The following is a 13,125-nucleotide window of genomic DNA, read 5'->3' on the forward strand; positions in this document are numbered from 1 at the left end:
AGCAGCGGTTGCTTTAGCACACACGGCTTCTCCGTAACATCCTTATTTAATCAGCAGCTCCCAGCCGGCTTGCTGCTGATACTGTACTTCCTGCTCCAGTTCGGCGCGCATCAGCGGGTGCTGCTCTAACCAGCCGGCCGGCATGGTCAGCACTAACTGTTCGCCTTTGCTGCTAATAGTGACTTGCGGCAACACCTCATGGCGGCGGCGCATCGATAAAATCACCGCCAGGCGCAAAATTCGGGTTAACCGCACGGTCAGCAGCACTGACGTCATGGTTTGGCGGGCGATAATCTCGCGGCTGATATCAGCGCGATGGTTATGCACCAGCGCCATCACCAGCTGCTGCTGCGCGCGGGTAAAACCGGGTAAATCCGAGTGGTTAATAATGTAGGCACCATGATGGTGATGGTTCTTATACTCAATCAGCAAGCCAAGTTCGTGCAACAGCGCGCTGCATTTAAGCATGCTGTGGCCTTCAAATTTGTTTAAATCCCAGCGGCTTTGTAGCTGATTGGCCAGCTCTGCAGCCATTTCGGCCACCCGCTCGGCGTGGCGCTGGTCGATAAAATAGCGCACCATCAGGCTGTTTACCGTGCGGCTGCGCACATCGGTATGCTGCAACTGTGGCAACATGCTGTACAACACGCCTTCACGCAGGGCGCCGCCGGATAAGGTCATGCCAGTAATATTTAAGCAGCGAAACAGCGCAATCAGAATGGCCAACCCGGACGGAAACACCTGCTTGCGCTCTTGCGCAAGACCAGTAATAGTCAGCTGCTCCATACGACCGCAGGCCAGCGCCTGCTGCATAATATCTTCCAGCCGGCTTAGGGTAATGACTTCATCTTTACCCTGCGCCACTAAAATTTCCTGCATCGCCTGTACAGTGCCCGAGGCACCTACCGCCATCTGCCAGCCGGTGTGCTGATATTGGCTGGCAATGGTTGACACTTCCTGCTCAGCAGCTGCAATGGCACGGCTAAAGTTATCTTCGCTTAGCTCGTCATCGGCAAAATAACGCTCAAGGTAGGTGACACAGCCCATATTCAGGCTGGATAACAACAGCGGGTTAAAGCCAGCACCGATGACCACTTCGGTACTGGCACCACCGATATCAATCACCAGCCGGTTAGTATCACTGTTAGAAGTGTGCGCCACGCCTAAGTAGATAATACGGGCTTCATCTTCGCCACTGATTACCGTGACTTTCTGGCCCAAGATGGCTTCGGCTTCTTTAAGGAAGGTTTTAACGTTTTTGGCCAGCCTGAGCGTGGCAGTGCCGACAATACGGATGTTTTGCGGTGGTATATCCTGCAACCGCTCCGCAAATAAGGCTAAACATTCCCAGCCGCGTTTCATCGCTTTGCGGCTTAACACCAGGTTTTCGTTTAGCCCGGCGGCTAAACGCACTTTGCGCTTTACCCGGCCAATAACCTGTACCGAGCCGCCAACCACCTTTACCATCAGCATATGGAAGCTGTTGGAGCCAAGATCAATCACCGCATAGATATCCTGATGCGGTGATTGGTCGGCGGTCAGCGCCGGATTAACGAGGACGGTTGCGAGGAGCTCTTGCGCCATGACTACTGCGCCCACCTGCGCCTGAACGGTTGCCAGCTCTGGCCTGACCGGCCCGGCGGCGAACCCGCGGCTTCGGCGCTTTAAGATCGTCCAGCAGGGCGCTGGCATCATATTGCGTTACCGGGATCGGATGACGGATATAATCTTCAATCGCGGTTAAATTAAGCGCGTAGCGCTCACAGGCAAAACTAATGGCCTTACCGCTTTCACCGGCGCGGCCAGTACGGCCTATACGGTGCACGTAGTCTTCACAATCATCCGGCAGGTCAAAGTTAAACACATGGCTAACCTTAGGAATATGCAGACCACGGGCGGCGACGTCAGTCGCTACCAGGATATCCAGCTTACCGCTGGTAAAGTCTTCTAAAATGCGCAGGCGTTTTTTCTGAATTACATCGCCAGTCAACAGGCCAACACGGTGACCATCAGCCTCCAGCCAGGCATGCACTTCTTCGCACCAATGCTTGGTATTGGCAAAGACGATGGCTTTATCCGGCCACTCTTCTTCCATCAGTGTTAACAGCAGCGGCATCTTATGCTCGTCCGAGGGGTAAAACAGCTCTTCGCTGATGCGGCTGCCAGTCATCTCTTCCGGTGCTACATGAATATGTACCGGCTGGTTCATTTTTTCAAACGCCAGCTCCTGCACCTTGTATGACAAGGTAGCCGAGAACAACAAGCTTAAACGCTCGGTAGCCGGCGGCATGCGGTTAAACATGAAGCGGATGTCTTTAATAAAGCCCAGATCGAACATCCGGTCAGCCTCATCCAGCACCACTACCTGAATTTGCGATAAGTCGTACAGGCCCTGCTTTAAATAATCTATTAAGCGACCGGTAGTACCAATTAAAATATCAACGCCTTTTTCTAACAGCTGGCGTTGCGTATCGTAGCCTTCGCCCCCATAGATCAGGCCAAGGCGCAAGCCGGCTTTTTCGGCCAGCATTTTTGCATCCTGGTGGATCTGTACTGCCAGTTCCCGCGTAGGAGCCATAATAATGGCGCGCGGCTGGCCAGAACCTTTAGGTTCATGGGTTAACAGATAATGGAAGGTCGCTGTTAAAAACGCCAATGTTTTGCCGGTGCCCGTCTGGGCCTGGCCGGCAATGTCTTTACCGGCTAATGCCAGCGGTAAACATTGGGCCTGAATAGGCGTACAATAGCCGAAACCTTGCGCATTTAACGCGTCAAGAACCTGTGGCGCCAATGCGAAATCGGCGAATTTATGTGTAGTTAAGTGTGTTTTATTCATACGGCGCTAAGCATAACCGTTACGCTTGCAATAAGGAACAGCCACGTTTAAATTGATAACACTTTTTTGCAGCAGCCCTGCATAGCACTAGCGGAGACATAAATGAGCGAACATATTTTACAGGTTTCAGATGACAGTTTTGAAGCCGACGTACTAAAAGCCGACGCCCCGGTTTTAGTCGATTTCTGGGCAGAGTGGTGTGGTCCTTGTAAAATGATCGCTCCTATTTTGGATGACGTGGCAAAAGACTACGCTGGCAAAGTGACCGTGGCGAAAGTAAACATTGATCACAACCCCAACACACCGCCTAAATTTGGTATTCGTGGCATCCCAACCCTGCTGTTATTCAAGAACGGCCAGGTGGCGGCGACTAAAGTAGGCGCACTGTCAAAAACTCAGTTAAAAGAGTTTCTCGATAGCAACATCTGAGCAAGCTGAAAAAAGGCGTATTTTTATACGCCTTTTTCTCTCTCAGCGCTGGACGCACCTGTCCGCTGCTGCTATTGTGTAGCCAATATAACGTTCTAAACCACGCTTGTCTGTCGAAAAACCACTTCCAAACCTTATTTTATCGAACTGATAAGCATTACCCTGTTTTTATTTCAACAAGAAACCCATCAATATGCATTTAACAGAACTAAAACTGAAGCCGATTAGCGAGCTGGTTGAATTGGCTGAGTCTATGGGCCTGGAAAATATGGCCCGCCTGCGCAAACAGGACATTATTTTCGCCATTTTAAAATCCCACGCCAAAAACGGTGAAGAGATTTACGGCGATGGCGTACTGGAAATCTTGCAGGACGGTTTTGGTTTTCTGCGCTCTGGTGACAGCTCGTATTTAGCCGGCCCGGATGATATTTATGTGTCGCCAAGCCAAATCCGCCGTTTTAACCTGCGCACCGGTGACAGCATTTCCGGCCTTATCCGGCCTCCGAAAGAAGGCGAGCGCTACTTTGCTTTATTAAAAGTTAACGAAGTTAACTTTGGCCGGCCAGAGCAAGCCCGCAACAAGATCCTGTTTGAAAACTTAACGCCACTGCATGCTAATTCACGCCTGCGGATGGAGCGTGGCAACGGCAGCCGCGAAGACATCACCGCCCGGGTACTGGATTTAGCCTCACCTATCGGTAAAGGCCAGCGCGGCTTAATCGTCGCACCACCGAAAGCCGGTAAAACCATTTTGCTGCAAAATATCGCCCAGTCTATCGCGGCCAACCACCCGGACTGTGTGTTAATGGTATTGCTGATTGACGAGCGGCCGGAAGAAGTAACCGAGATGCAGCGCCTGGTTAAAGGCGAAGTTATCGCTTCAACCTTCGACGAGCCCGCCAGCCGCCACGTACAGGTTGCTGAAATGGTAATCGAGAAAGCCAAGCGTCTGGTTGAGCACAAAAAAGACGTCATTATTCTGCTGGACTCTATTACCCGTTTAGCCCGCGCCTATAACACGGTTATTCCAAGCTCAGGCAAGGTATTAACCGGTGGTGTAGACGCCAACGCCCTGCATAAGCCAAAACGTTTCTTTGGTGCTGCCCGTAACGTGGAAGAAGGCGGCAGCTTAACCATTATAGCCACTGCGCTGGTCGATACCGGTTCTAAGATGGACGAAGTGATTTACGAAGAGTTTAAAGGCACCGGTAACATGGAGCTGCACCTGTCGCGTAAAATTGCTGAGCGCCGCGTGTTCCCGGCCATCGACTTTAACCGTTCAGGCACCCGCCGCGAAGAGCTGCTGGCCTCACCGGAAGAGCTACAGAAAATGTGGATCCTGCGCAAAATTCTCAACCCGATGGATGAGACCGAGTGTATGGAGTTCCTGATTGACCGTCTGTTAATGACCAAAACTAACGACGAGTTCTTCGAAGCCATGAAACGGCAGAAAAGCTAAGCCCAAGTCAGCGAAACCAGAAAACCGGCCTTTGTGCCGGTTTTTTTGCTTCTTATTGCTGTAAATCTTGATAAAACTGTTTAATTACCAGCACCTCAGTCTGGATATGCTGCCATGCGTCATCATCCAGCCAACGTCGCATGGCCAATACATATTCTGGTTGTAACCACAATTGCATAAGTACTGCATCAATTGCAGCAATAATTTGCTCACCGTCACCGCCTGGCGAGCAGGTAATATAAGAAACACTGGCATCCGTTGCTCCCGCTATGACCAACTGATGCAGTTTAGCCGGTTTTTCAAGCAATTCATTGTAGTAGCGCATTCGCTCTGGATACTCTAATACATAATCAACACGACCATTGCGTAACAATGCGGCGGCATTTAGCTCACTGGTAAAAGCATGGCTGCTGAGATTAGTGGCGTTATGCTGCAATGCCTGCTCTACCACGGGTGAATAATATCGACTTGGCTGGAAAGCGCCTCGTAACCTGTTGTCCAGAGCCAGTTGACCGATATCAACCACGTCATCAGTAATAGCCGGGTGCGCCAACAGATCTTGCTTAATAAAGCCGATACTTATCGCCGGGCCCACAGCCATCGGCGTGGAATAAAGACGGCTTTGCTGACGCTCTTCTGAGTACAAGGTGCCAACAGCGCAAACACCCGGCGTTTGTTGCAGAAATAACTGCTCCAACCTCGCCAGGCTAACTAAGCGGGTATGGTGGGAAAACTGTGGCAAGGCCGCCACAACCTGCTGGCGTAATAAATCAAAAGTACCTTGGTTTTTGAAAGGGCCACTGACAATTTGATGCGGTGGCCAGTCGGTTTGCAGCCAGGTAATCTTGGGCGCTGCGCTTACTCCCAGCGTAAGGCTTGCGGTAAATAGCAGTAATAACAGGCGAAAAAGCATCAGTAAGTCCCAGAGTTGTGTTACACAACTTTAGTCAACCCCGGGGCCTGCCGTCAATTACCCTATGGTATGGTGTACCAGCGGATAAGCTGCCGTTTCCATATCAACTAACACTAACGCCTGCAAGTATTCGGCCGCTGCAACTTTTGCCGCATCCGCATTTGCAGCATGTACTTTTGCCAGTACATCGCCTTGCTGTACCTGCTGGCCAGAAGGGACAATGTGGCTAAAACCCACCGCAGGGTCAATTTGCTGGCTGGGGTGCGAGCGACCGCCGCCTAAACGTACCACCGCCATCCCCAGGCCGACAGTATCAGTGTAATTCACCACACCGGTCTGAGGGGCAATAATATCCTGTATCACAGGTGCAGTTGCCAAATAATGCTGCGGCTTTTCCAACAAATCGGCAGGGCCGCCCAGCGCCGATACCATTTTGGCAAAAATCTCTGCCGCTTTGCCCGAGCTTAAGCTGTGTTCAAGCGCCGCAACCGCACCGGCTTTGTCTTTGAACAAACCACCCAGCATTAACATATTGGCGCCCAGCTCCAGTGTAACCTGGTGTAACCTGGGTTCCCGGTATTTACCGGTTAAATAATCCAGTGTCTCCAACACTTCCAGTGTATTACCAGCCGTGTTGCCTAAAATCTGGTTCATGTCGGTTAACAGGGCGCGGGTATTCACACCGGCACCATTAGCCACATTAACGATACTGTTGGCCAGCGCTGAGGCATCGTCTACTGTGCGCATAATAGCGCCGTTGCCGATTTTGACATCCATCACCAGCGCATCTAAGCCTTCAGACAGCTTTTTCGACAAAATAGAGGCCGTTATCAACGGAATAGACTCCACCGTAGCGGTCACATCGCGAATAGCATACAACCGCCGGTCAGCCGGCGCCAATTCACTGCTTTGACCGACAATCACACAGCCCAGTTGTGGCAACAGTTTACGGATGGTGTCCAGTGACTGGGTGCAGCTATAGCCGGGAATGGTTTCCAGCTTATCCACAGTGCCACCAGTATGGCCTAAACCGCGTCCGGCAATGCTGGGCATATAAGCGCCGCAGGCAGCGACCATCGGTGCCAGCATTAAGGTCACTTTATCACCCACACCGCCGGTGCTGTGCTTATCCACTACCGGGCCATTTAATTTACCCTGCCAGTTAAATACTGTGCCGCTATCGCGCATGGCGAGAGTTAACGCGACAATTTCATCCACACTCATGCCGTTTAAATAAATCGCCATTGCCAGCGCCGCTACCTGGCCCTCGCTAAAGCTATCGTCGGTTAAACCGCGAACAAATTGCTGAATTTCGGCCTGGCTTAGCGTATTGCCATTGCGTTTGGTTTTAATAATTTCCTGCGGGATCATCAATTAAGCTCCGACTTTAGTGCTGTTGGCTAAATAGGTCGGGGTAAAGGCCGCGGGCAATAACTCGCCCAGCGTCCACTGCTGCTGTTGTTTTAAGTGGTTGCAACTGGCTACGGGCGCATCAGGGCTGAAGAATTCGGCGATCACCTGACGGCAGATACCGCAGGGCGGAGTAAGCGCAGGTTGTGGTGTATATACCAGTAACGCGCTGAATTTGCGCTCACCGGCCACCACGGCAGCGGCGATCGCATTGCGCTCGGCGCAAACCGTACCACCATAAGAGGCGTTTTCGACGTTACAACCGGTGTAAATCTTGCCACTTGTAGCTAGCACAGCTACACCTACCGGAAATTGACTATAAGGCGCATAAGCCTGCGCCGCGGCTTGCTCTGCCGCGCTCTGTAGCGCAGCCCAGTTAATGTCGCTCACTGGTTAAACTCATGTTATTAATGGGCATACAGTGTTACTGGGAAAAGCGGCAAGGTCAAGCCTGTTACGGCTGACGCCGCTGCCACTACGGCTTATAATTGCGCCAGTTTTATTTTAGGAAGACACTTTGCAAGCAATTAACTATCTGGCGGGGTATCCGGCCAGCATTCAGCAACAGGCAACTGAATTAGCCAACAGTGGTAAACTGTCGCAGTATTTGCACAGTAAATACCCTCAAACGCATCAGATCCAAAGCGACAAAGCGTTGTACAGCTATGTTAACGAGCTAAAAAACGACTTTATGCGCAATAGCCCGCCACTGAGCCTGGTGCGCTATGACAGTAAACTGAACATTATTAAACAGGCGCTGGGCATGCACACCTTTGCCTCGCGTGTGCATGGCAGCAAACTCAAAGCCCATAACAGCATTAGTATAGCGGCGTTGTTTAAACAAGCACCGGCCGAATTTCTGCGCATGATAGTGGTGCATGAACTGGCGCACTTTAAACAAAAAGAACATAACAAAGCGTTTTACCAGCTATGTCAGCATATGGAGCCGCACTACCACCAACTGGAGCTGGATACGCGACTTTGGTTGCTGTGGCGGGATCTGAGCAAAGCCGAAAGTTAATCTTAACCTAACAAAGAAAACTTATCGGCATCCAGGTGTGCTGGAAACTGCTGCCGGTACTGTCGAAGCGTGGTTAAATCCAGCGTTCCCGTTAATATGCCAGTCTCGTCAGGCGCCAAGTCTGCCTGTGGCTGACCAAGATAATCAATAATTAAACTATCACCGCGATAGGCAATAGCATTACCATCGGTGCCGACCCGGTTACAACCAAGCACATAAGCCTGATTTTCTATCGCCCGTGCCTGCAACAAGGCGCGCCAGGCGTGGCTACGTGGCGCCGGCCAGTTGGCAACATAGAGCGCGATGTCGTAGTCATTAAGGTTGCGGCTAAATACCGGGAAGCGCAGGTCGTAACATACTTGCAGCAAAATACGCCAGCCACGGTACTGCACCACGACACGCTCTGCCCCGGCCTGATAGGCCTGATGCTCGCCGGCCATACGGAACAAATGCTTTTTGTCGTAGTAGCTGACCTCACCTTCTGGCGTCACAAAGTAACAACGGTTAACACAGCCGCTATCAAGCCGGGTCGCCACCGAACCGACAATGGCTGCGCCAAGTTGTTTCGCCTGCAGCGCCAGCCAGGCTAATGTTTCGCCTTCAGGCTCGGCAATTTCACTGCTTAGCATAGAAAAGCCTGTGCTAAACATCTCTGGCAGCACAATTAAATCAGCTTGTACATCTTGTAACTGTGCCGCCAGTTGCTGCCGGTTAGCTGCGCCGTCCTGCCATACCAGTTCGGTTTGCAGTAGCGCTACCCTAAGTTCAGTTAAAGCTGACAGTTCGGTTAAAGCTGACATAGCACCTCCGCCGCAGCTTGCAAGGTACTCTGTTGCTTGGCAAAGCAGAAACGGATAATACGGCTGTCAGGTGGCGTCTGATAAAACACTGACAGCGGAATCGCCGCCACTTTGTGCTCAATGGTCAGCCAGCGACAAAACGCCACATCATCCAAGTCACTGATGGCGCTGTAATCGGCCAGCTGAAAATAAGTCCCCTGACAAGGGAGTAACGTAAAACGACTATTGGCCAGTAAAGCTGCGAAGCTATCGCGCTTTTGCTGATAGAACGCCGCCAAGCCGTTCACCTGCTCATGGTGCTCTGCCAGCATATCGGCAATGGCATATTGCGCCGGGGTAAAGCTGGAAAAAGTAACATACTGATGGATTTTACGAAACTCGCTGCTCAGTAGCGCCGGTGCCACACAATAGCCCAGCTTCCAGCCGGTAACATGAAAGGTTTTACCAAACGACGACACTATAAAGCTGCGCGCCGCCAAATCAGCAAAGCTATTGGCACTAAGCTGTGGCGCCGCATCAAACACCATATGTTCGTACACTTCATCACTGATGCAGTACAACTGATGCTTAACCGCTAGTTGCTGCAGAGCCAGCCAGTCCTGCTGGCTAAACACCATGCCGCTGGGGTTGTGCGGGCTGTTAACAATAATCAGCTTGGTGCGAGCGGTTATCGCCTGCGCGACCTGCTGCCAGTTAACCCGGTAATCCGGTGCCTGTAATGCAATGTGCACCGCTTTAGCGCCGTTTAACGCTATCGCAGGGGCGTAACTGTCATAGGCCGGATCAAACACAATCACTTCATCACCTGCCCCTGCTACGGCACTAATCGCCACCATCAAAGCTTCGGTAGCACCACTGGTTACCGTCACTTCCTGTTCAGGGCAGACAGCCCGGCCGTAGCACTGCTTTAACAAGGCGGCGATTTGCTCGCGCAGTACGGCAATGCCTGGCATCGGTGCATACTGATTCAGCCCCTGACGAGCATGGTGCGCCAGCCGGCTTATCAGCACGTCGCTGGCGGCAAAATCCGGAAAACCCTGAGACAAATTAATCGCTTGCTGCTGGGCAGCCAGCTGCGACATCTGGCTGAAGATGGTGGTACCTACAGCTGGCAGTTTGCTTGCAAATGACATAAGACAAGAAAAAGTTGCGAAAACCGGCTTGAATGCTATCATTTAGCCCGTTTTGTGTATAGACATCTAAACGTTTAAGCGTATAGCAATCAGGTTAACTTTATTATGAATAATACTGCCCAGCTGCATCAGCTTAACCCCAATGCCATCGCCTTATGTGCGCTGGGTCGCTGGATCGCCAGCCGTCATTGGGTACCCGCTACCGGCGGTAATTTTTCCATCCGAAGCAGCGAGAATAGCGCGCTGGTTACCGCTTCAGGTAAAGATAAAGGTGAGCTAAGCCCACAGGACTTATTACCCGTTAGCTGGCAGGATGGCACCCTTAGCTGCCCTGGAAAGCCCTCGGCCGAAACTGCGCTTCACGCCCAGTTGTACCAGTTGGATAGTCAGGTAAAAGCCGTGCTGCACACCCATTCGGTGCAGGCAACCGTGTTCTCGCGTCTTATCAAAGACGATAGTTACCAGTTCTGTGGTTATGAGATGCAAAAAGCGATTAGCGGCCATAGTTGCCATGACGCGCCGTGCACCCTGGCCGTGTTTGATAATACGCAGGATATCCCGGCTTTAGCTGAGCAAGTTCGTCAGCGCTGGCAACAGCAGCCGCTAAACTGGGGCTTACTGGTACGCGGTCATGGCCTTTATGTCTGGGGCCGCAGCCTGGATGAGGCAAAAAGGCATTTAGAAGGCTGGGAGTTTCTTATAAACTGTGAGCTTGAGAGGTTAAAGCTAACAAGGTAAACCGTGAAGTACTCAGCCATTATCACCGACATTGAAGGCACTACCAGCCGGATCAGTTTTGTAACCGAGATTCTGTTCCCTTATGCAGCACGCGAGCTGCCGGAATTTATGCAGCAGCATGCCAGCGATCCAGCCGTTGCCGAGCAACTGGCCGCCTGCCGCAGCCTGATGCAACAGCCCGACGCCAGCCTTGACGCCGTTATTGCACAGCTGCAGCAATGGATTGCCGAAGATAAAAAAGTTACCCCACTAAAAGCGCTGCAGGGCATGGTGTGGCAGCATGGTTATCAAAGCGGTGCTTTTAGCGGCCATGTCTATCAGGATGTATTTGAAGCATTAAAGCGCTGGCAGCAACAGGGCGTAAAGCTATATGTTTACAGCTCAGGTTCAGTACAGGCACAGCAGCTTTTATTCAGATACAGTGACTTTGGCGATATGACACCGCTGTTTAGCGGCTATTTTGACACCCGCATCGGCGGCAAAGGCGAGATGTCTTCTTATGCTGCCATCTTGCAGCACTTACAGCTACCGCCAAAGCAGGTGCTGTTTTTATCCGATGTGGTGGCCGAGCTGGATGCTGCTGCACCACTGGGTATGGCTACCATACAACTGATCCGAGAAGGCCAGGCGAGCGCCCGTCATGCCACAGCGCATAACTTTAACGAGGTTGAGGAGCTGATTGCATGAGCGAACTAACCGTTTATAGCAGCGATAATCCGGCGCAGCCGCTGCTGCATACCCGCAATAGCCATGATATTCAGCAACAGTTACACACTGCCGGTGTGCGCTTTGAGCAGTGGCAGGCGAACGCGCCGATTAGTGCAGATAGCAGTGCCGATGAGATCCAGGCTGCCTACGCCACCGATATTGCCAAGCTGCAGGCAGAAGGCGGTTATATTACGGTGGATGTGATATCGCTGAGCGCCAAGCATCCGGATAAAGCGGCATTGCGGCAAAAATTTCTCGCCGAGCATACCCATAGTGAAGATGAAGTACGGTTTTTTGTTCGCGGCCAGGGTTTGTTTTGTCTACATATCGCCGACAAGGTGTATCAGGTGCTGTGTCAGCAAAATGATTTAATCAGTGTTCCTGCAGGTACCACGCATTGGTTTGATATGGGCAGCGAACCGGAGTTTACTGCTATCCGTTTATTTAACAACCCCGAGGGCTGGGTGGCTAATTTTACCGGCAACGATATTGCCAGCCGCTTTCCGTTATTGCCTTGAGGTGCTTAAAATGCCCCAACACAGTGCAATACCAGGAGTAGCCAGCTTCTGATAAGCGTATAAAGTAAATCAAGATCAATTAATTAACTGCAGTGCTTGCGCTGGTACTGCTTTTGCTTATCCTTGTCATATTCTGCTGCCATACTATGGCAGCATGCACTAAGCACCAGAGCTAATTAACTATGTTACCACTGCACACCCCGATGCGCGGCCTGCGTTGTTTTTGCGTCGCCGCCGAGTGTCTGAGTTTTAAAGAGACGGCAAAAAAGCTGTATTTAACGCCGTCGGCGGTAAGCCATCAGATTAAACAGCTGGAAGACAACCTTAATCTGGCCCTGTTTGAGCGTAAAACCCGGGCCGTGGTGCTAACCGAGGCCGGTAAGCGTTTTTATCAGGCTATCGCACCTCTGATGGAGCAACTGGCGGATACCATTGCGGATTTCAGCCAGGCCGAGCGCATGCTGCAGGTGAGTATTTCGATGCCGGAGTTTTTTGCCAGCGAGCTGTTTGTACCGCGGCTGATTGGTTGGTCTGAACAATATCCAAATATCAATTTGACGCTGGAAACCATAAAATCACGCCGAGACAGCCCGAAATATACCGATTTGTCTATCGTGCTGTCAGGCAAACGGCCTGAGCAAAAACAGGTATATGACCTATTTCCAATAAGCTACATTCCGGCCTGTAACCCGCAGCAGTACCAGAAATGGCACAGTAAAGGCTACCGCATACTGGAGCAGGTGCCGCTAATTTTGCATCAGGCACGGCCGCATGCCTGGCATCAATGGGCCGAGCACGTGGGTTATCATGATTTTGCGCCGAAGCAAATTATTCAGCTCGACAGCATGTTTAGCGTGGCGCGGGCGGCACAGCAAGGCTTAGGCGTAGCATTAATACCTCTGCCTATAAGTGCCGGCTGGTTTAGTAACGGCAGCCTACAACGCTTATTTGAGCAAGAACTGCTAAGCCGCGACCGCTACTATCTGGTGCGGCACGATGATGATCCAAACCGGCAGGAAATACAGCTACTGATAGACTGGGTGCTGCAGAGTTTTCATATAGATAACTAGCATTCGATACCACCTTATCGCAGTGGGACTACCAAAAAACACACCCCGCTAAGCGGGGTGTGTTTTTAACTGTTTTGCCACTTTAGTTCA

At 51.5% G+C, this 13,125-nt stretch carries 14 protein-coding genes; 7 read left to right on the forward strand and 7 right to left on the reverse strand.

Annotated features, from left to right (window positions below; translation table 11 throughout):
• Nucleotides 1-42: 42 nt before the first annotated feature.
• Together gppA and rhlB are read right to left on the reverse strand one after the other, a co-directional pair.
• Entirely contained in the window at nucleotides 43-1,584 is a 1,542-nt protein-coding gene (gppA, locus tag ABGI61_RS02165) for a guanosine-5'-triphosphate,3'-diphosphate diphosphatase (protein ID WP_347596163.1), read from the reverse strand.
• Nucleotides 1,550-2,836: an ATP-dependent RNA helicase RhlB gene (gene rhlB / locus ABGI61_RS02170; RefSeq protein ID WP_347596166.1), complete on the reverse strand. Its 1,287-nt coding sequence runs from the start codon at nucleotides 2,834-2,836 to the stop codon at nucleotides 1,550-1,552. The genes gppA and rhlB overlap by 35 nt, the downstream gene beginning before the upstream one ends.
• A 102-nt stretch (nucleotides 2,837-2,938) precedes the next feature.
• Between rhlB and trxA the strand changes: the two genes are divergently transcribed.
• The gene (trxA, locus tag ABGI61_RS02175) at nucleotides 2,939-3,265 is read left to right on the forward strand and encodes a thioredoxin TrxA (protein ID WP_347596169.1); all 327 of its coding nucleotides are present in this window, start codon (nucleotides 2,939-2,941) and stop codon (nucleotides 3,263-3,265) included.
• A gap of 193 nt (nucleotides 3,266-3,458) precedes the next feature.
• Nucleotides 3,459-4,724, forward strand: a complete 1,266-nt coding sequence (rho, locus tag ABGI61_RS02180; RefSeq protein WP_008222597.1) for a transcription termination factor Rho — start codon at nucleotides 3,459-3,461, stop codon at nucleotides 4,722-4,724.
• A gap of 52 nt (nucleotides 4,725-4,776) precedes the next feature.
• Here the strand turns inward: rho and ABGI61_RS02185 are convergent, their stop codons facing one another.
• Genes ABGI61_RS02185 through ABGI61_RS02195 form a run of 3 tightly spaced genes read right to left on the reverse strand, consistent with a single transcriptional unit; the run spans nucleotide 4,777 to nucleotide 7,437 of the window.
• Nucleotides 4,777-5,637 carry a TIGR02285 family protein gene (locus ABGI61_RS02185; protein WP_347596172.1) on the reverse strand — a complete coding sequence of 287 codons (861 nt, stop codon included), beginning with the start codon at nucleotides 5,635-5,637 and terminating at the stop codon, nucleotides 4,777-4,779.
• Nucleotides 5,638-5,694: 57 nt separating this feature from the next.
• The gene (gene deoA, locus ABGI61_RS02190) at nucleotides 5,695-7,008 is read right to left on the reverse strand and encodes a thymidine phosphorylase (protein WP_347596175.1); all 1,314 of its coding nucleotides are present in this window, start codon (nucleotides 7,006-7,008) and stop codon (nucleotides 5,695-5,697) included.
• Nucleotides 7,009-7,011: 3 nt separating this feature from the next.
• On the reverse strand, nucleotides 7,012-7,437 hold the full coding sequence (locus ABGI61_RS02195; protein WP_347596178.1) for a cytidine deaminase: 426 nt from the start codon (nucleotides 7,435-7,437) through the stop codon (nucleotides 7,012-7,014).
• Nucleotides 7,438-7,564: 127 nt separating this feature from the next.
• Between ABGI61_RS02195 and ABGI61_RS02200 the strand changes: the two genes are divergently transcribed.
• Entirely contained in the window at nucleotides 7,565-8,068 is a 504-nt protein-coding gene (locus ABGI61_RS02200) for a M48 metallopeptidase family protein (protein ID WP_347596181.1), read from the forward strand.
• Nucleotides 8,069-8,070: 2 nt separating this feature from the next.
• Here ABGI61_RS02200 and ABGI61_RS02205 read toward each other — a convergent pair whose 3' ends face one another.
• Nucleotides 8,071-8,868 (reverse strand): amidohydrolase, encoded by a 798-nt coding sequence (locus ABGI61_RS02205; RefSeq protein WP_347596183.1) that lies wholly within the window; start codon nucleotides 8,866-8,868, stop codon nucleotides 8,071-8,073.
• Nucleotides 8,856-10,001 (reverse strand): methionine aminotransferase, encoded by a 1,146-nt coding sequence (locus ABGI61_RS02210; RefSeq protein WP_347596185.1) that lies wholly within the window; start codon nucleotides 9,999-10,001, stop codon nucleotides 8,856-8,858. The genes ABGI61_RS02205 and ABGI61_RS02210 overlap by 13 nt, the downstream gene beginning before the upstream one ends.
• A gap of 105 nt (nucleotides 10,002-10,106) precedes the next feature.
• On the opposite strand from ABGI61_RS02210, the gene ABGI61_RS02215 reads away from it, so the two are divergent.
• The 4 genes from ABGI61_RS02215 to ABGI61_RS02230 all read left to right on the forward strand — a co-directional run bounded on the left by ABGI61_RS02215 (nucleotide 10,107) and on the right by ABGI61_RS02230 (nucleotide 13,035).
• A complete protein-coding gene (locus ABGI61_RS02215) occupies nucleotides 10,107-10,739 on the forward strand; it encodes a methylthioribulose 1-phosphate dehydratase (protein WP_347596187.1) in 633 nt (210 codons plus the stop codon).
• A 3-nt stretch (nucleotides 10,740-10,742) separates the two neighbouring features.
• Nucleotides 10,743-11,426 (forward strand): acireductone synthase, encoded by a 684-nt coding sequence (mtnC, locus tag ABGI61_RS02220; RefSeq protein WP_347596190.1) that lies wholly within the window; start codon nucleotides 10,743-10,745, stop codon nucleotides 11,424-11,426.
• Nucleotides 11,423-11,965: a 1,2-dihydroxy-3-keto-5-methylthiopentene dioxygenase gene (locus tag ABGI61_RS02225; protein ID WP_347596193.1), complete on the forward strand. Its 543-nt coding sequence runs from the start codon at nucleotides 11,423-11,425 to the stop codon at nucleotides 11,963-11,965. Before mtnC ends, ABGI61_RS02225 begins: the two co-directional genes overlap by 4 nt.
• Nucleotides 11,966-12,147: 182 nt before the next feature.
• On the forward strand, nucleotides 12,148-13,035 hold the full coding sequence (locus ABGI61_RS02230; RefSeq protein ID WP_347596195.1) for a LysR family transcriptional regulator: 888 nt from the start codon (nucleotides 12,148-12,150) through the stop codon (nucleotides 13,033-13,035).
• The last annotated feature ends 90 nt before the right edge of the window (nucleotides 13,036-13,125 follow it).

Origin of the sequence: Rheinheimera fenheensis, from assembly GCF_039871805.1 — a bacterium.
Lineage (GTDB): Bacteria > Pseudomonadota > Gammaproteobacteria > Enterobacterales > Alteromonadaceae > Alishewanella > Alishewanella fenheensis.

Coding starts and splice junctions, on each gene's coding strand:
- ABGI61_RS02225 (WP_347596193.1), top strand. CDS start 11,423: ATGAGCGAACTAACCGTTTATAGCAGCGATAATCCGGCGCAGCCGCTG.
- ABGI61_RS02230 (WP_347596195.1), top strand. CDS start 12,148: ATGTTACCACTGCACACCCCGATGCGCGGCCTGCGTTGTTTTTGCGTC.
- deoA (WP_347596175.1), bottom strand. CDS start 7,008: ATGATCCCGCAGGAAATTATTAAAACCAAACGCAATGGCAATACGCTA.
- gppA (WP_347596163.1), bottom strand. CDS start 1,584: ATGGCGCAAGAGCTCCTCGCAACCGTCCTCGTTAATCCGGCGCTGACC.
- ABGI61_RS02185 (WP_347596172.1), bottom strand. CDS start 5,637: ATGCTTTTTCGCCTGTTATTACTGCTATTTACCGCAAGCCTTACGCTG.
- ABGI61_RS02210 (WP_347596185.1), bottom strand. CDS start 10,001: ATGTCATTTGCAAGCAAACTGCCAGCTGTAGGTACCACCATCTTCAGC.
- rho (WP_008222597.1), top strand. CDS start 3,459: ATGCATTTAACAGAACTAAAACTGAAGCCGATTAGCGAGCTGGTTGAA.
- ABGI61_RS02205 (WP_347596183.1), bottom strand. CDS start 8,868: ATGTCAGCTTTAACCGAACTGTCAGCTTTAACTGAACTTAGGGTAGCG.
- trxA (WP_347596169.1), top strand. CDS start 2,939: ATGAGCGAACATATTTTACAGGTTTCAGATGACAGTTTTGAAGCCGAC.
- rhlB (WP_347596166.1), bottom strand. CDS start 2,836: ATGAATAAAACACACTTAACTACACATAAATTCGCCGATTTCGCATTG.
- ABGI61_RS02215 (WP_347596187.1), top strand. CDS start 10,107: ATGAATAATACTGCCCAGCTGCATCAGCTTAACCCCAATGCCATCGCC.